A 19,510-nucleotide genomic window follows, 5' to 3' on the forward strand; every position below is an offset into this window, starting at 1 on the left:
CGACGTCTCACCGCGTAACCGGCCCGTTTGATCCATATGCGCTGTGCAAATCGGCGCAAACTCCACCAAATCAGTTGACGAACCCGGCCTCTGTGTATCAGTCACGAGGTCAAACCTGTTGAAAAGGATGATCCGATGATCCCGTCCGTTCTGCCGACCTATAATCGTGCGCCCCTGACTTTTGTGAAGGGTGAAGGCGCCTGGCTGACCGAGGCGGATGGTCGACGTTTTCTGGACCTTGGCGCCGGGATTGCGGTGAATGCGCTGGGTCATGCGCATCCGGCGCTGGTCAACGCACTGACGGAACAGGCGCACGCGCTGTGGCATGTCTCGAACCTCTACAACATCCCACAGCAGCAGGCGCTGGCCGATAAGCTGGTCGACCACACATTTGCCGATACGGTGTTCTTCACCAATTCAGGGACCGAGTCCTGCGAACTGGCGGTAAAAATGGCGCGCAAGTATTTTTATGACAAAGGCCAGCCCGAACGGGTCGAGATCATCACCTTCGAAGGCTCCTTCCACGGTCGCTCCTCCGCCGGGATTGCTGCCGCGGGGTCAGAGAAAATGACCAAAGGCTTCGGCCCGCTGCTCCCTGGCTTCCGCCACCTGCCTTGGGGTGGTCCCGAGGTCAAATATGTGATCGGCGACGACACGATTGCCGCCGTGATGGTCGAACCGATCCAGGGCGAAGGTGGAATTCGCCCACTGCCCGACGCCAGCCTGAAATGGCTGCGCGACCTGTGCGATGAACACGGCGTATTGCTGATCCTGGACGAGGTGCAATGCGGCGTTGGTCGGACCGGCAAGCTCTTTGCCCACGAATGGGCAGGCATCACGCCGGATATCATGATGGTGGCCAAGGGCATCGGCGGGGGGTTCCCGTTAGGTGCGGTTCTCGCCACCGAGGATGCGGCAAGCGGAATGACTGCCGGCACCCACGGATCCACCTATGGCGGCAACCCACTGGGATGCGCGGTAGGTTGTGCGGTGATCGATCAGGTCGCAACACCAGCCTTTCTGGACGGCGTCAACCGCAAGGCTGGCTTGTTGCGTCAAAAGCTCGAAGGTCTTGTGGCCGACCATCCGGACGTGTTCGAAGAGGTACGCGGATCGGGCCTGATGTTGGGGCTCAAATGCAAGGTGACCAACATGGATGTCGTGAACGCCGGGTATGACAATGAGGTCATCACCGTCCCTGCTGCTGACAATGTCATCCGACTGCTGCCACCGCTGACGCTGACCGAGGACGACATCGCCCAGGCCATGATCCGCCTGGAAAAAGCTGCCTCGCAGGTCGAGACCACTCTCGAAACTGCCTGATCTTCATCTTTTCCCAAATACTCCGGGGGTGTGGGGGCTGGCCCCCATGCGCCACTTAGACAAAAGCGAAATGAAATGAACCACTTCCTGGATATCCATAAAACTGATGCGACCGATCTGCGGGCCATGATCGATCAGGCCGATGTGATGAAGCAGGCACGCCTCGGTCGTCCCAAAGCCGCGCCCGATGATGATCAGCCGCTGGCTGGCCGCATGGTGGCCCTGATCTTCGAGAAACCCTCCACTCGGACGCGCGTGTCGTTCGACGTGGGTGTGCGCCAGATGGGCGGACAAACCATGGTGCTGTCCGGCAAGGACATGCAACTGGGTCACGGCGAAACCATAGCCGATACTGCTCGTGTCCTGTCGCGCTATGTCGATATGATCATGATCCGGACCTTTGATGAAACCATCCTGACCGAGATGTCAGAATACTCGGATGTACCGGTCATCAACGGCCTGACCGACCGGACTCATCCCTGCCAGATCATGGCCGACGTGCTGACCTTTGAAGAGCATCGCGGACCGATCAAAGGCAAAAAGGTGGTCTGGACCGGCGATGGTAACAATGTTTGCGCCTCGTTCCTGCACGCGGCGGGCCAGTTCGGCTTTGACCTGACCTTCACCGGCCCGTCCCAGTTTGACCCCGAAGAAGAATTCATGGGCCTTGCGCGCCGGCAGGGCTCGAAAATCATTGTCGAACGCGATCCTTACAAAGCGGTTGAAGATGCCGATCTGGTGGTCGCGGACACCTGGGTGTCGATGCACGATTCCCAGTCCGCCAAAGAGCGTCGCCATAACCTGTTGCGTCCCTATCAGGTCAACGCCGAACTGATGTCCCACGCCAAACCGGATGCGCTGTTCATGCACTGTCTGCCTGCGCACCGCGAAGAAGAGGCGACCTCCGAGGTCATGGATGGGCCCAATTCCGTGATCTTTGACGAGGCTGAGAATCGTCTACACGCGCAAAAGGCGATCATGCGCTGGTGTCTTGAAGTCTGATCCCGGTCAAGACCCGCGCCTGGACCCCACAGCCCAGACCTTCAGACCGGCGAGCGTTCTTGCGCTCGCCAGCAGGACGAGGACGCACAGGGCTGTTTTGGACATGATCTCCATCGTTCCTTCGACCAGCATGGCGTGTACGACGCTGCCGATCACCGTTGTGGCGGCCAGGGTTGTGTGACCCAGGCGCCAGGTGCGAAACCGCAGCCGCAGGCGTTTGCGCAAGACAGCCAGAACTGCGGCCGCAAAAACGGCCCACATCGCCACCACACCCCAGTCGGAAAATGGGGTCGGTGATACGAATAACAGTGCGTCCACCACGTCTGGCGGGCTGCTGATCCACAGTGCAGCAACATGCACGACCACCGCCAGAACCAGCGCTCCCCCGACAAATCGGTGCAGATACCGGCTGCGGAAAGCAGATAGGCCAGGCAGGTATCCGCCGGCCAGCAAAGGCTGAAACAGCAACAGGCCCATCGCGATGATCCCCGCAAACCCCGCAAGGATGTAAACCGGCGACCGCCATGCAAGCAACGGGCTGGCCGCAGCCGCGGCAAGAGGAACCAGAACCGCCAGCGCCAGCACACCCCAGATCAGGATCGCTCGGGTGCGGCTCATCATAGTATTCCGGGTTGGATCAGGCAGGTTGCAGTACGAAGTGGGCGGCCAGCGTCTTGTCTTTTGCGCGGCTCATCACCGGGCGCAAAAACACGGTTTCGAAATCTCCGCTGTCATACGCCAGGTGCCCGTGCGGCTGGCCAAAGGCTGGAACGATTTGTGGCATCTCCAGTCTAAACTCACCATTCGCATCGGTCAGAGTGGCGCCATGGCTCTGCGGGTCACGCTCATATCCTTCGGTCGTATGTGCCCAGATCTGAATACGCTGGCCGGCCAGCGGTGCACCGTCGCCGGCACGGCGCACGGTGCCGGTCATCCAGAACCCGCCTCCGCCAATCCGGTCGACGATTGGGGCTCCGGGTCGGTAATTGTTCGATCCTCCCCGCATCGACGGCGTCGGAGCAAGCCCGGCAGCCCGGGCCGGCGCGACTAGACCGGATGCACTGGCCGCGACGGTGCCAAGTCCCGTGGCGAGTAAGGTACGACGTGTCATCTTGAGGCGAGTCATCGCATACGCTCCTGTCGATCTGATCATGTCTGACACCGGCCCTCGAGGACCGGCACATCCTGCACCCTGTAAGATAACACGATTGCGGGTGAATCCGAGGGCTAGCTCTCAGAGTATACAGGTATGCGCATCACGGCTGTGTGAGGCTATCATTAAGGTACTCGGCTTGCCCGCGGTCGTTTGCACGAATGCTGTGCGGAAATGCGCTTTTCGTGAGGCGTTTTAGCCTTATATCCTGCAAAGACGAACATGAAGCCATCTGCCGCAGCCATATCAAGGGAGATCAGGAATGAGCTGGAACCCCACCCACACCCCCGAATGCCTGTCCGAAAACGGATCTCTGGAAACTCTGATTATCCCCCGTGCCCGCGATCTGGGTGGTTTTGAGGTGCGCCGCGCCTTGCCGTCGGTCGAACGACAACTGGTCGGGCCCTTTATTTTCTTTGATCAGATGGGCCCGGCAGAGTTCATCACCGAAGGTGGCATTGATGTCCGCCCGCATCCGCATATCGGTCTGGGCACGGTGACCTACCTGTATCAGGGGGAATTCGAACACCGTGACAGTCTGGGTACCCATCAGATGATCTATCCCGGCGAGATCAACTGGATGGTCGCCGGTCGTGGCGTCACCCATTCCGAACGCACCAGCGACGAAACACGCGGTCAGAAGCATTCGCTGTTTGGCATCCAGACCTGGATCGCCTTGCCCGAAGCGCACGAGGATATGGCCCCCGATTTCGAGCACCATAAACAGGGAGTCTTGCCGCATATTCAGGACACAGGTGTCAGCGCAAGACTGATTTTGGGCTCGGCCTATGGCGAGAACAGCCCGGTCACGATGCTGTCTGAAACCTTTTATCTCGACGTGGGACTGGAGCCCGGTGCTGCCTTTCCTTTGCCAGATGACCACGAAGATCGCGGCGTCTACGTGACCGAAGGCTCAGTCGAGATCGCGGGTGATACATTCGAGTCCGGGCGCATGATGGTGTTCCGCCCGGGCGACAAGCTATCGGTCAAGGCAGGCCCGTTAGGTGCGCGCCTGATGCTGCTGGGCGGCGCGACCTTGAACGAAGATCGGTATATCTGGTGGAACTTCGTGTCCTCTTCGAAAGAGAAGATCGAAACCGCCACCCGCGAATGGAAAACCGCTGATTGGGCCAACGGGGCCTTCCACTTGCCGACCGGGGACGATCAGGAGTTTATCCCGATCTCAGCCGAACTTGAGCGGACCAAGCCCCGTCTGGCGCGCTGAACGCTACGTCAACCGGTGCCCGGCTTGCCCGCCGGACCGATCCCGGCAATCCTGTCCTCGGATGGAGGATTGCAATGAAACTGGTTATCGCAGGGGCTGGCAGCATCGGGTGCTACTGCGGCGCTCTGTTGGCCGATGCCGGGCATGATGTCAACTTGTTGGGACGGGCCCGCATTCTGGACCCGATCCGCGCGCACGACCTGACGGTTACGGATTTTTCGGGAGTGAGACGCACGGTTGCAGCGGACAAGTTGACACTGACCGAAGACCCGGCCTGTCTCGCCGATATGGATCTGATCATCGTGACCGTCAAATCCGGCGCAACAGCGGATATGGCGGATCTGATCCGTGTGCATGGTTTCGACGCAACCCCGGTTCTGTCCTGGCAAAACGGAATGGACAATGCACGGACACTGCGCGCGGCTTTGCCGGGTCGCGATGTACGCGCAGGAATGGTGCCGTTCAACGTGGTTCCGACCGACCCGGCCACCTATCATCGCGCCACATCCGGTGACATTGTCATCCAGTCCGGCCCTGGCGATCTGGCTGCACGCCTCACCAGTACGAATTTGCCCATTGTCGGCAGCACCCAGATCGAGGCGGTGCAATGGGGCAAGCTGGTCATCAATCTCAACAACGCCCTGAATGCGCTGTCCGGGCTGACTCTGCGCGAGCAGCTTTTGGATCGCAACTGGCGGCACCTGATGGCCGACCAGATGACCGAGGCGCTGGCTGTTCTGAAGGCCGCTGGCAAACCGGTTGTTTCGACCACACCGCTGCCCGCGTGGATGACACCGCATATTCTGCGCCTGCCGACACCGGTGTTTTCCCGCATCGCTGCGCGCATGCTCACCATCGACCCGACCGCGCGTATGTCGATGTCCTACGATCTCAAGGCCGGTCGACCAACGGAAATCGATAGCCTGCAGGGCGAGATCATGCGGCTGGGTGAAACTTACAAAGTTGAAACACCCTTTTGCACCAGAGTCGCGTCTCTAATCGGGGACGCACCAACCGGATCACTCTCACCGGATCAGATCAGGGCATAAGTACCGTCATTATGGGGAAAATAACGGCGGTTGGGTGCGGGCGGACTATCCGCAGCTGTCCAAAAAGCTGGCTGTTGCAAGCCTCCGCGCAATAGCCGTCTGTACTTTGCGAAATTACGGCTGATGCCTCACATTTGCAGCAGCAAGGCCTGCAATTCGGGCTCTTGAACCCGTTCGGCTGCGACCTTGGGGGACACCCAGCGGCGCTTGCGCTGACCCACCTCGGGGTAATCCTCCGCCAGTTCGTTCACTTCAATATGGTAAACGCTGGTCAACACCGGCTCGGCCGAGCCGTCTTTGAGGACCTTGTCGTACGTGAAGTGGCCAACGGGATCTTTTTCAACCGCCTTCGCACGTACGCCAGCCTCTTCCCACGCTTCCTGCGCGGCTGTTTCCGCCCCGTCCAGACCGTCAATCGGCCATCCCTTGGGGATAATCCAGCGTCCGGTGTCCCGGCTGGTGATCAGCAGAACGTCTTCGCCGGACGCAGTCTGACGCGTGCACAAAGCTGCAACCTGCACCCGCTTGGGGTGCTGGAGGACAGGTTTAATAACCTCTTCCCATGTATGGTTCAGCCATGTTTTCATAATGCGGTACATTCTGAATGCGATCTCTTAAGGTAGTGTGAAATAACAATGAAGTGTTTCAGATTCAACTTTAGCGGTGAAATGTGCGCAGATTTGTGCAAAATCAGTTGGTTTTTAGCCGTGTGTGGATTTAGGACAGCACATGCGCCTTTTCCGGACACTACGATCTGACTGATGCCCCCGCTTGGCTTATTTTTGCCTGCGCTTGGCGCGTAGCGTGGGGTCGGCCAGCGTTGGGTCCTCTGGCCAAGGATGCTTGGGGTATTGCGCCCGCATATCCTTGCGCACATCCGCATAAGACCCTGCCCAGAATCCGGGCAGGTCTCGGGTAATCTGAATGGGGCGCTGTGCAGGCGACAATAGGGTGATCTTCATCGGCGTGCCACCCACCACGGGGTGTCTTGTGACACCGAACATCTCCTGTAATCGCACCGAAATTTCCGGTGCCTCGCCGCCATAGTCGATTGACACCTTGCGGCCCAGTGGCGTTTCAAAAGATGCGGGCGCGCGCCTGTCCAGTTCTTGTGTCTGGGTCCAGTCCAAACGCGCGCGCAGGGCCGGTAACAGATCAAACCGCTTCCACTCATCTGCGTTTCGAACGTTTGAGAGCATGGGTAACAGCCAGCTTTCGAGATCGGCCAGCAACGCGTCGTCCGAAAAATCCGGTAGATCCACCCCATCCGCCCGCACAAGTTCCACCCGCGCTGCCAGGCGCGCGGCTGCGCCGTCCAGCCGAAGCCCAAGGTCCCGCACCCCGTCCAGCATGGCCCTGGCAACGGCGTCTGCGGGTACGTCTTTCCAGATGCGATCCCCCAGCACGATGGAACCAAAGCGTTCCTGGCATGTGGCGACGACCCTGCGGTCCCGCTTGGACCACACGCAACTGTCCGTCCAGGCAATCTGATCTGAAAACAGATCGCGAATGTCGCGCTCTGAGATCTGCACCGCCATCCGCACACGCGCCTCTCGCGGGTTTCCATCGGTATCTGTAACGACAAGATAAGGGGCGGTGGCCAAGGTATCGCCCGCGTCGAGAACCACCCCTTTTCCGCCCGACAGCACATAGCGGGGATCGTCTCCCTTGCGCCGCTGCCCAATCCGGTCCGGGTAGGCCATTGCGGCCATCGAGGCGGTGCTGTGCTTGTCTGCGGCACGGCTAACCTGAGTCCTCAACCGGCGGGCCTCGGTTTTAATCCGTTCTATAGCGCCTGCGTTCGCCTGCCAGACCCGCCTTTGCCGAAAGCCCCGCAGATCCTTCAGCGCCTCAAGCCGCAGGGTGATATCCACCGGAGCACCTTTGAGCGGGTCCCGGTCCGCCATCAAGGCCGCCAACGGGGCGGCCTGTGCTCCTGCGCTGACCAGCATGTGCCCCAGCCGGGGATGCAGCGGCGGTGCCGCCAAAGCCCGCCCATGGTCGGTAATACGCCCCTTGTCATCCAGCGCACCCAGCATCGCCAGTAGCACGCGGGCCTCGGACAGCGCGCCAGCGGGGGGCGGGGTCAGAAAGGCCAGATCCCCGGCATCTGCGCCCCACAGCGCCAGTTCCAAAGCCAGCCGGGTCAGATCGGCGGCTTCGATCTCAGCCGGTGGATATGCGGCTAAGGCACCGTCTTCACCTTTTGACCAAAGCCGGTAACAGACCCCCTCGGCCACGCGTCCCGCGCGCCCCGCGCGCTGCGCAGCTTCGGCCCGGGTCACCCGTTCCGTGACCAGCCGGGACATACCCGATCCCGGATCGAACCGTGCCCGACGAGCCTGCCCCATGTCCACCACAACCCGGATGTCGGGAATGGTCAGAGAGGTTTCGGCAATTGAGGTCGCCAGTACCACCTTGCGCGCGCGCTCCGCTGGCGCAAGTGCCGCGCGCTGGGCGGCAAAGGGTAATGCCCCGAACAGTGGCCGTATACTGCACTCAGGCGGCAACCGGCTGGCCAACGCTGTCTCGGCGCGTCGAATTTCGCCCTCACCGGGCAGAAACACCAACAACCCGCCCCCCGTCGTTTGCGTGTCCTGCTCGGCCTGAACAACAAGATCAATCAGTGCATCCAGTCGTCGGGTCTGGGCATGCAGAGGTTTGTCCAGCCATCGTGTTTCGACCGCATAGCTGCGCCCTTCCGAGGTAACCAGAGGCGCATCCATCAATTGGGTCACAGGCTCTGCGTCCAAGGTTGCCGACATCGCCAGCAGGATCAGATCGTCCCGCAACGCCTGTGCCACCTCAATACACAGGGCCAGTCCCAGATCGGCATTCAGGGACCGTTCGTGAAACTCGTCGAATATCACGGCGCCCACGCCGGGCAAATCGGGATCGGATTGCAGCATCCGGGTCAGGATGCCCTCGGTCACCACTTCGATCCGGGTGGTTTTGGAGACTCTGGTATCACCCCGCACACGGTAGCCCACGGTCTGCCCGGCGCGTTCTTGCAGCGTTTCCGCCATCCGTTCCGCTGCTGCCCGCGCCGCCAAACGTCTGGGTTCCAGCATGACGATCTTGCCGGGGCACAGGTCTGCCTGAAGCATCTCGAGCGGAACACGCGTTGTTTTTCCAGCACCCGGCGGGGCCTGCAAAACGGCGCGCTTCCGATCTCGTAAGGCGGGCAGCAACTCTGGAATGACGTCGTCGATGGGCAGGCGGGTTTTCATCGGGGCTTTATCCGCCAACTGTCGGCGGAGGTCCAGTTCCGGCTATTTCCGCAGCACAACGGCTGGGCCGTAAATGGTCAGCGCCTCGACGCGCATGGCGCGCATGATAGTCCCGGAGGGTTCGTAGATGACCTGCACGGGAAACCGGCTGCCTTGCCGCAGATCGCCCGGTTCATATCCCGCCAACCGCGTGAAATGACCATCACAACGCACCTGGGCGCCTTCGCCGCTGCGCAGGGTCAGTGCGATTTCGGTCAAACGCTCGCCATCAAAAATCTTTTGTCGCAACCTGCAAAGCTCTTCCGCGGGTTGATCGCGCAGCACCATGAATATTGCGGTCAACGGATCGACGGCTCCGCGTTGTTGCTGATCGGTGACCGCATGTGCCCCCCGATCGCCGATTTCCGGGCCGCTGGCGCGTGCAATGCCGCGCGCATAGTCCAGTCTGGCGCGAGATTGCCGCTGACCGGTATCCATATCCTCGGAATAGTATTGCGGTTTGAAGTTTGCGCCCTGACGTCGACCGGTTGCCTCCAGCACGAACTGCACCCGTTTAAGCGTCCCAACCAAACCCGTTGTCGCTAAACGTGCGGTAACCGCGTACCGTGTGGAACTGGTCTCGGCGCTTAGCGCCATCTCGCCAACTTTAACCCCCAGTGCACGCAAAGCAAAGCGACCCTGCTGCGGTTCGGCCAAACTCACGCTGGGGAGCAACACGACCAAGGCAAGGCATGACAATTGGCGCATAATCGACATCGCGTGCAATTCCTGTCTGCTCCGGGCTGGACAAACGGCCCCGGAAAACGGCAACTAGTCCTGCCGCAAAGATCGGGACAATAATGAACATAGATAGCCTTGGCGACATGATTTTGAAGGGCGACCGCCGGGCGCTCGCCCGCGGAATTACCTTGGTCGAAAGCAATCGCGCCGATCATCGGACCGAAGCCTCACAGCTGCTGGCGCAGTTGGCCGGATCAGGGCGGCAATCGCTGCGGATCGGCCTGTCGGGAACACCGGGCGTGGGAAAATCCACTTTCATCGAGAGCTTTGGCATGATGCTCACGGGGCAGGGGTTGCGCGTCGCTGTTCTGGCGGTTGATCCCAGCTCGGCCCGCTCTGGCGGCTCGATTCTGGGGGACAAGACCCGGATGGAACGCCTGAGCCGGGATAAGAACGCCTTTATCCGTCCATCCCCCAGCCAGACGCATTTGGGCGGTGTGGCGCGCCGGACGCGCGAGGCAATCGCGTTGTGTGAGGCCGCAGGCTATGATGTCGTGCTGATCGAAACCGTGGGGGTGGGGCAATCGGAAACGGTTGTTTCCGAGCTGTCCGACCTGTTCCTGTTACTGTTGGCGCCAGCCGGAGGCGACGAGTTACAGGGTGTCAAACGCGGGATAATGGAGATGGCCGATATCATCCTGATCAACAAGGCGGACGGTGATCTCAAATCCGCGGCGACCCGGACCTGTGCAGATTATGCCGGTGCTTTGCGCCTGCTGCGTAAGCGTCCGCAAGACCCCGAGGGGTTCCCCAAAGCGATGGCCGTGTCAGCGGTCGAGGAACACGGGTTGGAACAGGCGTGGGACGAAATAAAGACCCTGATGCAATGGCGGCGCGAAGCCGGCTATTGGGACAGCAATCGCGCGGCGCAGGCACGATACTGGTTCGATCAGGAGGTCCGTCACGCCTTGCTTGCAAAGCTGGAATCGCCCGAGGCCCGTGGTGAAATGGAGCAGTTGAGCGACCAGGTCGGGTCAGGCAACCTGAGCCCCTCGGCAGCGGCGGATCGGATGCTGAAACTCTTGTCGACCGCCTAAGAACCGCGTTAATGCCGTCCACCGCAAAGGTGGTGCGATCATCTCTAATCATGTATAAAGCTTAAATAATAAATTTGAGATGCGCGCTTTGACGTTTCAAAGTGCCTGTTACAGTACGAGTTTTCGCAACCGGACCGGCTCAACAGGACCCGTCGATCATGCCAGACATAAACGGCACCAATTCCGACGACGAAATCGAAGTCACAAATAACAACGGGACCCTGAATGGCACGCCACAGGGGTCGCCGATCAACAATATTCGCGGTCGGCAGGGCGATGACGAGATCACGGTGACCAACAGCACGGTTGTTGGCGTCGTGCGCGGCAATGCTGGCAGCGACGACATCACCATTACAGGCAGCACAATCGGCGGGACTTTGGCCGCCGGTGCCGACGCGGATACAGTCACCGTGCGCGGGTCTAACATCGCCAATATTCGGCTGGGCGGCGGCAACGATACCCTGGATTTCCGCAGTACCACTGTATCGGGCGACGTGCGGGGAGGTGGCGGAACCGACACTTTGAACCTGCCCGAGGGGACTGTAATCAATGACAGCAGCTTTGGTTCTATCACCGTTGTGGCCGGAACCAGTTATTCCCTGTCCAGCGGGACGTTTACGTTGCCATCCGGTACGACCGTCACCTACGCGGCATTTGAGAACGGTACCGGTGTTCCCTGCTTTACAAGGAACACGCTGATCCGGACACAACGCGGCGATGTTCCTATTCAGGACCTGCATCCCGACGAATTGGTTTCCACCGTTGGCGACGGGTTTCAGCCGATCCGCTGGATAGGGCGCCGGAGGCTGGACGCCACCGCGCTGGCCAACAATCCAAAACTTCGTCCGATCCGTATTATGGCCGGAGCCTTGGGCGGGGGATGCCGAACCGGGACCTCTTGGTCTCGCGTCAGCACCGCATGCTGGTGAACTCGAAAATCGCAATGCGCATGTTTGGTGCGTCCGAAGTCCTGATCCCGGCGGTCAAGCTGATTTCCTTGCCCGGCATTTTCATCGATGAAGAGGTTGAGGCCGTCGAGTACTATCACCTTCTGTTTGACCGGCATGAGATCATATTTGCCGAGAATGCGCCGACAGAAAGCCTGTTTACCGGACCAGAAGCTTTCAACGCGCTGACGGCAGAGGCCCGGCTTGAAATTTTCACCCTCTTCCCTGACCTGGCCGACGTAACGCGCTTGAGCGATCCGGCCCGGTACATCCCACGTGGGCGGCAACAAAACCAGTTGATTGCGCGGCATCTCAGAAACCGAAAACCGCTGTTGCCGGCCACTTGACCAGACTATCTTGCGCCCGGGGACTGCGCGGCGCCGCGGATTGTGAAAGACGTGTTGCAATTGACCTTTGGCGCGATGCAGAAAGAATTCGTGTTGGCTGTCTTGACCCTTCCGGCGATTCCCACTAAACGCACCCAACCAGTTTTCGGGCGCGACTTCGGGTTGCGTCCCTTGTGATTTGGCCGCGGGTCTTGTGCCCGGCCTCCAGAAACAAAGGAAGAAACCATGTCGCGCCGTTGCGAACTGACCGGAAAAGGCCCGATGACTGGCAACAATGTCAGCCACGCCAAAAACAGAACCCGCCGTCGTTTTCTGCCCAACCTGAACGACGTCACCCTGCAATCCGAGGCTCTGGGCCGTGGTGTCAAACTGCGCATCTCGGCGGCTGCCCTGCGCTCGGTTGACCACCGGGGCGGACTGGACGCGTTTCTGGCCAAAGCCAAGAACGATGAGCTGTCCGCAAACGCGTTGAAAGTGAAGAAAGAAATCGCCAAGGCGCAAGCCTCGGCCTGATACCCGCACACAGCGAGATCGGTAACCCTGCACCTGCCGGTGCGGGGTTTTTTATTTGTTTTGGAAACTTGGCTGTAGAATTGTCCAAAGAGCGGAAACAAATCGCGTCTCGGTGACATGGTTCACAGACGGCGCCCGGCACTGCGCGTAACTTGGGTTCATCAGTTTTTGGGGCCATCTCATGTCTTTGAGGAGTTTTTATTTCTTTCTGGTTTTGACCGCATTGGTTGGCAAAACGATCTCGGCTTGCGGTCGGATGCAGCGTTGGGTGAACCGCTCTCACACAAGTTTCACCAAAGGATCGGTCAAACGGCCCGGACTGGACTACTAAAGTCGGCCTTTTGGGCGCGACCCTTTGGCGCTTGAAGCGCGGTTTCGCTCTGGCCTATATCTTGGCCAGGATGAGAGCGGTTCTGACAAAATCCCTGCCCATTGTGCTGTCTTTGCTGGTGGTTGTGACCGGGCAAGGGGTCGCGTCCTCGCGTGGAATAGATAACACGGTCGGCCAAATGGTGCTGTGTACCGGCACCGGCCCGGTTGTCGTGTATACGGACTCGCAGGGGCAGCCGACGTCGCCTCCGCATTATTGCCCTGAGTATGCGCTGGCGCTGTTGGGTGCGGTTGCGGTCCCGCAGGTACCGCTGCCCGAAGCACCATCGGGTGTGCACCCCGCGCCGTTGCGGCACTCGGAAAACCTGATCGCGCTGCCGCTGCCCCATCAACCGGCGCGATCTCCGCCTGTTTGGATCTGAAGAGATACCCCAGTTTTTCAAATCCAAACACAGGAGAGGCACATGTCCCTCAAAACCACTCTGTGCGCAGCACTCGCTGCTGTGTCACTGGCCGTACCCGCCCTTGCTGAAAGCACCATCGTGGTCGAGGACGCCTATGCGCGCTCGGCCGCCAAGATGGCCACGGCCGGTGCAGCGTTCATGATGATCCAGAACCAGGGCGATACGGATGACCGGCTGGTCAGCGCAACCTCGGATGTGTCCGAACGGGTCGAACTGCATACACATGAAATCGATTCCGACGGCGTTGCAAAGATGATGGAAGTCGAAGAGGGCTTCGTCATTCCAGCCGGAGAATCCCATATGTTGAAACGCGGCGGCGACCATGTGATGTTCATGGGCCTGAAGGCGCCGCTTGAGCACGGGGACATGGTTCCGGTTACGCTGGTTTTTGAACAGGCGGGTGAAGTCCAGGTGGAGGTTCCCGTCGATCTGGAGCGTCAGGACAAAGGCGGTCACTAAACAAACCAGGCGGGCAACACGCCTGTCTTCGGGCCGCTTTGCGGCCGTCATCCATGCGTCAGGCCGGGTCATGCCCGGCCTGAAGGCGCCGAGAGCCAAGCGTGCGCTAATGGACTACCTGTTGATTGTCTTCATACCGACCCGGTCGCCCGCCCGCCGGAACCGTGCTGCCAGCCAGAACATGACACCGGCGAAGGCCAGCGCCGAGAAAGCAATAGCCCATCCCAGCGCAACCAGGCCGCTGCCGGGCCAGAAGATCAGCACCAACCCGATGATCAGTGCGACAATGCCTGAATTGCGCATGGTGGCGCGTTGTGGGTCCATTTCGTGCATCTGCCGACCCGCCATCAGCGACCCAATCCCGATGATCAGCGCCCAGGCCCCGATCAGGAAAAACGCCAGCCTGGCCGCGCCTTCGGGCCAGATCAGCAGGACCAGGCCAATCAGAGCCGCGAAAACACCGAAGCCCCCGACAAGGCCGCGGCGGCCGAAACCCAGCAGGGTCAACGCACCGTCAAGGACCAGCAGGGCACCAACCAGCCGCAACAGAAACGAGATGCTTCCGGTCGGCCAGAACAGGGCGGCAATGCCAACCGCAGCCGCCAGACAGCCGCGCAGCAAGAAGGTCCACCACAGGCCTGCAAGCTTGTCGCCCAGCATGTCCCGATCTTTCATGCTGCCGTCTTCAAGAATTTCGCCGGTTTGGGGGTCTTGGTCTGTCATGGTAAAATCCTCATCTGAATACGGTACAGACTAGCCGATAAAACCCTATGGCGTCTGCAATTTTTGCGATCCAGGCTTATGATCTCTGTCCCAGCATTTTCTCCACCCACTGCGGAACAGTCTCTGTGGCCTTGCCCGTCAACTGATCGTCGAATACCCGGGCGCCTGATGTTGGCTCAAGATTGATTTCGATTGTCTGCGCCCCGGCCGCCTGCGCCTCATGCACAAAGGCAGCGGCCGGATAGACCTGACCAGATGTGCCGATTGCGGCAAACACAGATGCGCTGGCCAGATGGTTACAAATCACGTCCATGTGATAGGGCATCTCACCAAACCAGACCACGTCGGGCCGCGCTGCGGGGACGTGGCAGGCGACGCAGGGCTCCCCCACTGCCATTTCCGGCGGTGCAGTCCACCGGTGCCCACACACGGCGCACAGGGCGCCAGCCAAGGTGCCGTGCATATGGATTACCGCCCGGGCGCCCCCGGCCTCGTGCAAGTTGTCGACATTTTGCGTGACAATCACCACGTCTCCAGGCCAGTCCCGCTGCAACCGGGCCAATGCGTGATGCGCGGCATTGGGCTGCACCGTCGCCGCCTGAACCCGCCGGGCATTGTAGAACCCCTGCACCAGAGCCGGGTTACGGGCAAACGCTTCGGGCGTGGCCACATCCTCGATCCGATGTTGCGCCCACAAACCGCCCTCATCGCGAAAGGTGCTCAGCCCGCTTTCAGCGGAAATCCCGGCCCCGGTCAGAATGACGATCTTTCCCATTTCTTCTCCTCACGCTACACCAAGGCTCATGACACACCGTATCCTCTTTGTCTGTCTGGGCAACATCTGCCGGTCTCCGGCTGCCGAAGGCGCTTTTCGCGCGCGTGCACCGCATCATGAAATCGACAGTGCCGGAACAATGGGCTGGCACGCCGGTAATCCGCCATATGGTCCGATGCAGACGGCAGCTGCGGCGCGTGGGATTGACCTCAGCCCGCTGCGAGCGCGGCAATTCACGGCGGAGGATTTCGACCGGTTTGACCTGATCATTGGTATGGATGCCGCCAATATCGCCGATATCGAGGCCTTGCGGCCTACGAGCAGCGAAACACCGGTGCGCTTGTTGACCGACTTTGCACCCGACGCTGAGGCCGACCATGTGCCGGACCCCTACCACACACGGGATTTCGAGGGTGCGCTGGACCTAATCGAGGCTGCACTTCAGGGGCTTGAGGCCCATTTGCAAGCCCAGCGGTAGAAACGCAGGTAACTTTGTCTTTGGATCAGCAAGGATTCAATGTCAGTTTCCAACCCCTGAACGGCCCTGAACGGCCTGTCTTCGTGAAAAACCGATGCCGCCTCATGACATCGCCTCAAAGACTGCGCACACAATGATCCGAACACTTTGGCCACGACGACCGGCATAAGTTGACGTGGCTATGCCGGGCTCGGAGCGGGTGCTGGCACGCGTGAACAAGTTGACAGGCGATTCGTGTGTCGGCTACGGATTATTCAATTATAGCGGGCTTTGACCAAGTGACCTTCAGAGACGTTTTGTGCAAAGGAGATCAGATATGCTAACTCGTAGCCTTTTCGCCAGTATTGGTTTTTCTGCGGTGCTGGTGGCCGGGCCCGTTGCGGCCGAGGATGTTTGGCACATCAAATGCTTGGCTTCACATGGTGAAACTCTGGCGGTGAAAGCCTTTGATGAAGGCGGCACCACGTTCGATATCAAGGCCTTGAAGGAGGAAGACGACGATCTGCTCCACATCAAAGCACTGAACCATTTCAACGATGAAGAGTTACACGTGAAGGTTCTGCCAAACACAGCGGTTGATGAGTATTCCGATGTAAAGGCCATAACCGAAGATGATACAACGTTGTCAATAAAGGGACTTACCGACAACGGAGATACGTTGGATGTCAAAGCGTTTCTCAATGAGGACTCTGGGGTCTATGATATCAAGTGTCTTGAGGACGATGGGACCCGCCTTGGTCTAAAAGCGATTTCACCTTCTGGCACTGTGTTCGACGTTAAAGGCTTGGTGGATCACGAAAGCGCGGACGAGCTGGAAATTGAGATAGAGGCGCATATCAAGGCGATCCCGCAAGGCTGATTTTTGTATCAGATTTGTTCCCTTTGCCGGGTACTGGAAGAGGGGATTAGCGGCCTAGCTGCTCATCACCTTTAAGCGATCGGTCAGCCATGGCACCTGCACGAGTGCCGGATCAACGATCTGGCTCTGCATCAGCCGCCGCATCATCCCCGCCACCTCGCGGGGCACCTGATCGGACCAGTCCGAGCGGGTGAACAGGGAGATCATGCGCGCAAAGTCTCCGAATGGGGCAGGGTGGACCTCGATCCCGTCATGGAACCGTGCGGCCCGCATGTAGCCCAGCGGTGTGGTAATGGACCATCCAACACCCCGCGCAACCATCGCCATCAGCGCCAGATGTGAGCCGATCTCGAACCGCTCCTCGAACTCCATCTGCTGACGGGCCAGATGGCTTTCGATCTGTCGGCTGATCAACTGCTCGCGGGCGTAGCGCAGGAAGGGAAGCTCCTGCAGCGCGGCCTCTACGCCGCCCGCGCTTTTGGGCGCGACCAGAATGAACGGGTCCCGAACCAGCGGGTATTCGACCACCCCTTCCAGCACCTCGCCGCTATGCGCCGAAACGGCCAGATGCAGGCGCTGCGACTCCAGCGCCTCGAAAATCTCAAGACTGGGCAGCGTGATCAGCTTGAATTTGGACCGTGTCAGGCTGTCCGCCAGCAACGTCGCCAGACGCGGTGTCAGATCATTGTCGAAATCGTCGATCAGACCGATGGACAGGGTGGCCAGATGCCCCAGATCCATCACCGTCAACTCGCTCTGCGCCATTTGCAGCTCGGCCAACACCGCCTCAGTCCGCGCCAGAAAGCTGCGCCCGGCCTGAGTCAGCCGCATCGGCCGCCGCCCGTGATCCACCAGATCGGTGCCCAGTGCCTTTTCCAGATTGCGGAGTTGCTGGGAAACCGAGGGCTGGCTGAGCCCGGTGATCTCAGCCGCCTGCGCCACCGATCCGGTTCGCGCCAGCGCCTCGAACACCTCGAGACCCCTCAAACTCAACCCTTTCATCACCATGAAATACACCTTTCGCTGCGCCATTTCTGAGGCGCAGCCGGGACCAGGTCAAGCATGCAGATTGTAAGTGGCTCTAGCGGCAGATCGCCTGTGCCAGCTGACCAAAGTTCTGATACCGATCCCACAACGCATCATCGCGCGCGGTTTTCGACATCTTCAACTCCTGCGCCTGATGCGGGTCGGTGAACCACTTGGCCACGGTTCTCTGGTCGCCATTTGTCAGCGTGTCATTGGCCACACCCTGAATGCATCTGCACCGCTGCCGGGTTGCTGCCGCCCGGTCGGATGCCAGACACGCCCGCTTGATCTGCGAGGCCTCAACGGCCTGCGGTGCCACTGCCGAGATCGACGTGGCGCAGAGTGCGATTAGGAGGAACTGTTTCATGCTCATGCCTCATCTTTGCCTGCCCGGACGGGTCTGATGCCCCTCTCGGTCTGCGCGGCAGTATGAATCAAACCGGAGTCCGGATCAATCACACGTTGCAAAAAAGTGATTGCACGAGTCGGAAACACCCCGCCCCTCAGGCCGGGCTTCAGCCCGGCACCGGTCAGGGTATGAATTTGAGCCAACCCTCCACGGCTTCAATAAGCGCCTGTATTTTGTCTGTGTTAGCCGCAAGGTACGCGCCGCCAACGACCGGAATGGCCCACTTTATTGAGGTGTCCACGGCCAGATCCGCTTTGCGACCGCCCCACTTGATCAGTGCTGCCAAACCAGTCTTGAGCGCGCTGAGAGCGATCAACAAGCCGTCTCTATCCGGTTTCGACTTGGCGATTTCATCTTCGACGTCACCGATGGCGTCCCAGATTGTCGCTGCAACTGACACAAAGTCTTTTGGGTCTTCGATGGTCTCCGGCGGATAGTTCCCACCGATTCCATGTCGTGTGGGCCGGTTGGCTGCATGGGTACTTCGAAAGTCCTCAAGAGCCATTTCGACTTTGATCCGTGCGATTTCCTCCGCAATCGCGCCTGGTCCCGCATCCCAAATCGCGTCACCAATTGTTGCTACGCGTTTTTGGAACTCCCAGTCTACCGGTTTGCCTTCAAGAAATCCATCATACCAATCTGACCAAAACTCCCAAACCTTGCCTGCTGAATACAGCCCGTCTTGGAAGTAAATTGTCACGTAGTGGGGTTTAGCGGTGAACTCGCTGTTGTTTTCAGGGGAAAATAGCATTTGATTCAACGCTGTCTTTGGAGATTCAAGACCCAACTCTTTGCGAATGTCGAAAGTATACTCGTCTACTAGCTCCGCGTATGCCAGTTCACGCTCCTTCTCCGAGGTAACCTCTAGATGATCATAAAAACCCGGATAAGGAAAACCGAGCCCAAATATTTGTCGAGCAGGACGGTTCCCTGAAAAGTAGTCAGCTACTATTTCAGAAGCATAAGAAAGCTCTTGGTGCCCTTCTTCAGCCAAGTTCTCTTGTTCTAGCTCGTCAATCAGTTGCCTGGATTTGCGGGCGAAACCTGCCCAATCAAAGGTATTCAATGCTACTTCTGTATTTCGACCTGCCAATGCACAACAAATTCCTACGCGAAAGAGGTGGAGCACGATTTGCTCTCGACCTTGCATCCATACTGCCTGATCTTGTTTCGCCCACTCCTGCGGTGAAGTAATCTCCAATAGAGATCGCAAATAGATGCGTGCGACGGAAGCACGCAGCATCTCATCAGAAGCATCCCCTAAGATTTCATCAAGACGCTTGGCTATCAGTTCGGAATAGTCTGGCACGGTCCACAAACCTGATTGCGGTGCAAATGGCTTCCGCAAGGGCGGGGAGCCATTGACCATAGTTATAAAACA

Annotated in this window: 20 protein-coding genes and 1 pseudogene; 11 read left to right on the forward strand and 10 right to left on the reverse strand. The window is 59.3% G+C overall.

All coding sequences use genetic code 11. The annotated features are described in order from the left end of the window. The first annotated feature begins 135 nt into the window (after window positions 1-135). Both ACR3ES_RS10495 and argF read left to right on the forward strand, forming a co-directional pair. A complete protein-coding gene (locus tag ACR3ES_RS10495; RefSeq protein WP_170432191.1) occupies window positions 136-1,323 on the forward strand; it encodes an aspartate aminotransferase family protein in 1,188 nt (395 codons plus the stop codon). A gap of 75 nt (window positions 1,324-1,398) precedes the next feature. After that, window positions 1,399-2,325 (forward strand): ornithine carbamoyltransferase, encoded by a 927-nt coding sequence (gene argF / locus ACR3ES_RS10500; RefSeq protein WP_170432193.1) that lies wholly within the window; start codon window positions 1,399-1,401, stop codon window positions 2,323-2,325. A gap of 6 nt (window positions 2,326-2,331) precedes the next feature. Here the strand turns inward: argF and ACR3ES_RS10505 are convergent, their stop codons facing one another. Together ACR3ES_RS10505 and ACR3ES_RS10510 are read right to left on the reverse strand one after the other, a co-directional pair. Further along, a complete protein-coding gene (locus ACR3ES_RS10505) occupies window positions 2,332-2,943 on the reverse strand; it encodes a ferric reductase-like transmembrane domain-containing protein (RefSeq protein WP_170432196.1) in 612 nt (203 codons plus the stop codon). Window positions 2,944-2,962: 19 nt separating this feature from the next. Continuing rightward, window positions 2,963-3,451 (reverse strand): peptidase associated/transthyretin-like domain-containing protein, encoded by a 489-nt coding sequence (locus ACR3ES_RS10510; protein WP_170432199.1) that lies wholly within the window; start codon window positions 3,449-3,451, stop codon window positions 2,963-2,965. A gap of 289 nt (window positions 3,452-3,740) precedes the next feature. Here ACR3ES_RS10510 and ACR3ES_RS10515 point away from each other — a divergent pair, with 289 nt between their 5' ends. Together ACR3ES_RS10515 and ACR3ES_RS10520 are read left to right on the forward strand one after the other, a co-directional pair. After that, window positions 3,741-4,703: a pirin family protein gene (locus tag ACR3ES_RS10515; protein ID WP_170432202.1), complete on the forward strand. Its 963-nt coding sequence runs from the start codon at window positions 3,741-3,743 to the stop codon at window positions 4,701-4,703. A gap of 74 nt (window positions 4,704-4,777) precedes the next feature. Further along, window positions 4,778-5,752, forward strand: coding sequence for a 2-dehydropantoate 2-reductase (locus tag ACR3ES_RS10520; RefSeq protein WP_170432205.1), 975 nt, complete (start codon window positions 4,778-4,780; stop codon window positions 5,750-5,752). A 128-nt stretch (window positions 5,753-5,880) separates the two neighbouring features. Here ACR3ES_RS10520 and ACR3ES_RS10525 read toward each other — a convergent pair whose 3' ends face one another. The 3 genes from ACR3ES_RS10525 to ACR3ES_RS10535 all read right to left on the reverse strand — a co-directional run bounded on the left by ACR3ES_RS10525 (window position 5,881) and on the right by ACR3ES_RS10535 (window position 9,738). After that, window positions 5,881-6,351 (reverse strand): NUDIX hydrolase, encoded by a 471-nt coding sequence (locus tag ACR3ES_RS10525; protein WP_480425315.1) that lies wholly within the window; start codon window positions 6,349-6,351, stop codon window positions 5,881-5,883. 177 nt (window positions 6,352-6,528) lie between these two features. Next, a complete protein-coding gene (hrpB, locus tag ACR3ES_RS10530; RefSeq protein WP_170432208.1) occupies window positions 6,529-8,982 on the reverse strand; it encodes an ATP-dependent helicase HrpB in 2,454 nt (817 codons plus the stop codon). A gap of 42 nt (window positions 8,983-9,024) precedes the next feature. Then, window positions 9,025-9,738: a DUF3108 domain-containing protein gene (locus ACR3ES_RS10535; RefSeq protein WP_480425316.1), complete on the reverse strand. Its 714-nt coding sequence runs from the start codon at window positions 9,736-9,738 to the stop codon at window positions 9,025-9,027. 83 nt (window positions 9,739-9,821) lie between these two features. Here ACR3ES_RS10535 and meaB point away from each other — a divergent pair, with 83 nt between their 5' ends. The 5 genes and pseudogenes from meaB to ACR3ES_RS10560 all read left to right on the forward strand — a co-directional run bounded on the left by meaB (window position 9,822) and on the right by ACR3ES_RS10560 (window position 13,859). Next, window positions 9,822-10,799 (forward strand): methylmalonyl Co-A mutase-associated GTPase MeaB, encoded by a 978-nt coding sequence (meaB, locus tag ACR3ES_RS10540; RefSeq protein ID WP_170432213.1) that lies wholly within the window; start codon window positions 9,822-9,824, stop codon window positions 10,797-10,799. A gap of 158 nt (window positions 10,800-10,957) precedes the next feature. Beyond that, window positions 10,958-12,093 (forward strand): annotated as a pseudogene (locus tag ACR3ES_RS10545) (Hint domain-containing protein). Between the two features lie 225 nt (window positions 12,094-12,318). Then, entirely contained in the window at window positions 12,319-12,606 is a 288-nt protein-coding gene (rpmB, locus tag ACR3ES_RS10550; protein ID WP_170432219.1) for a 50S ribosomal protein L28, read from the forward strand. A 401-nt stretch (window positions 12,607-13,007) separates the two neighbouring features. Then, the gene (locus tag ACR3ES_RS10555; protein WP_170432390.1) at window positions 13,008-13,358 is read left to right on the forward strand and encodes a hypothetical protein; all 351 of its coding nucleotides are present in this window, start codon (window positions 13,008-13,010) and stop codon (window positions 13,356-13,358) included. A gap of 42 nt (window positions 13,359-13,400) precedes the next feature. Continuing rightward, window positions 13,401-13,859 carry a copper chaperone PCu(A)C gene (locus ACR3ES_RS10560; RefSeq protein WP_170432222.1) on the forward strand — a complete coding sequence of 153 codons (459 nt, stop codon included), beginning with the start codon at window positions 13,401-13,403 and terminating at the stop codon, window positions 13,857-13,859. Between the two features lie 114 nt (window positions 13,860-13,973). Here ACR3ES_RS10560 and ACR3ES_RS10565 read toward each other — a convergent pair whose 3' ends face one another. Together ACR3ES_RS10565 and ACR3ES_RS10570 are read right to left on the reverse strand one after the other, a co-directional pair. Next, on the reverse strand, window positions 13,974-14,582 hold the full coding sequence (locus ACR3ES_RS10565; protein WP_170432225.1) for a DUF308 domain-containing protein: 609 nt from the start codon (window positions 14,580-14,582) through the stop codon (window positions 13,974-13,976). A 76-nt stretch (window positions 14,583-14,658) separates the two neighbouring features. Continuing rightward, entirely contained in the window at window positions 14,659-15,357 is a 699-nt protein-coding gene (locus ACR3ES_RS10570; protein WP_170432227.1) for an NAD-dependent deacylase, read from the reverse strand. Between the two features lie 28 nt (window positions 15,358-15,385). Here ACR3ES_RS10570 and ACR3ES_RS10575 point away from each other — a divergent pair, with 28 nt between their 5' ends. Next, entirely contained in the window at window positions 15,386-15,835 is a 450-nt protein-coding gene (locus ACR3ES_RS10575; RefSeq protein WP_170432231.1) for a low molecular weight protein-tyrosine-phosphatase, read from the forward strand. Between the two features lie 316 nt (window positions 15,836-16,151). Continuing rightward, window positions 16,152-16,694, forward strand: coding sequence for a DUF7486 family protein (locus ACR3ES_RS10580; protein WP_170432234.1), 543 nt, complete (start codon window positions 16,152-16,154; stop codon window positions 16,692-16,694). Window positions 16,695-16,748: 54 nt separating this feature from the next. Here ACR3ES_RS10580 and ACR3ES_RS10585 read toward each other — a convergent pair whose 3' ends face one another. The 3 genes from ACR3ES_RS10585 to ACR3ES_RS10595 all read right to left on the reverse strand — a co-directional run bounded on the left by ACR3ES_RS10585 (window position 16,749) and on the right by ACR3ES_RS10595 (window position 19,438). Beyond that, window positions 16,749-17,702: a LysR family transcriptional regulator gene (locus ACR3ES_RS10585; protein ID WP_170432394.1), complete on the reverse strand. Its 954-nt coding sequence runs from the start codon at window positions 17,700-17,702 to the stop codon at window positions 16,749-16,751. Window positions 17,703-17,775: 73 nt separating this feature from the next. Continuing rightward, a complete protein-coding gene (locus ACR3ES_RS10590; RefSeq protein WP_170432237.1) occupies window positions 17,776-18,087 on the reverse strand; it encodes a hypothetical protein in 312 nt (103 codons plus the stop codon). Between the two features lie 163 nt (window positions 18,088-18,250). Then, window positions 18,251-19,438, reverse strand: coding sequence for a hypothetical protein (locus ACR3ES_RS10595; RefSeq protein ID WP_170432240.1), 1,188 nt, complete (start codon window positions 19,436-19,438; stop codon window positions 18,251-18,253). Window positions 19,439-19,510: the final 72 nt, after the last annotated feature.

It is taken from the genome of Ruegeria sp. B1, from assembly GCF_056535885.1.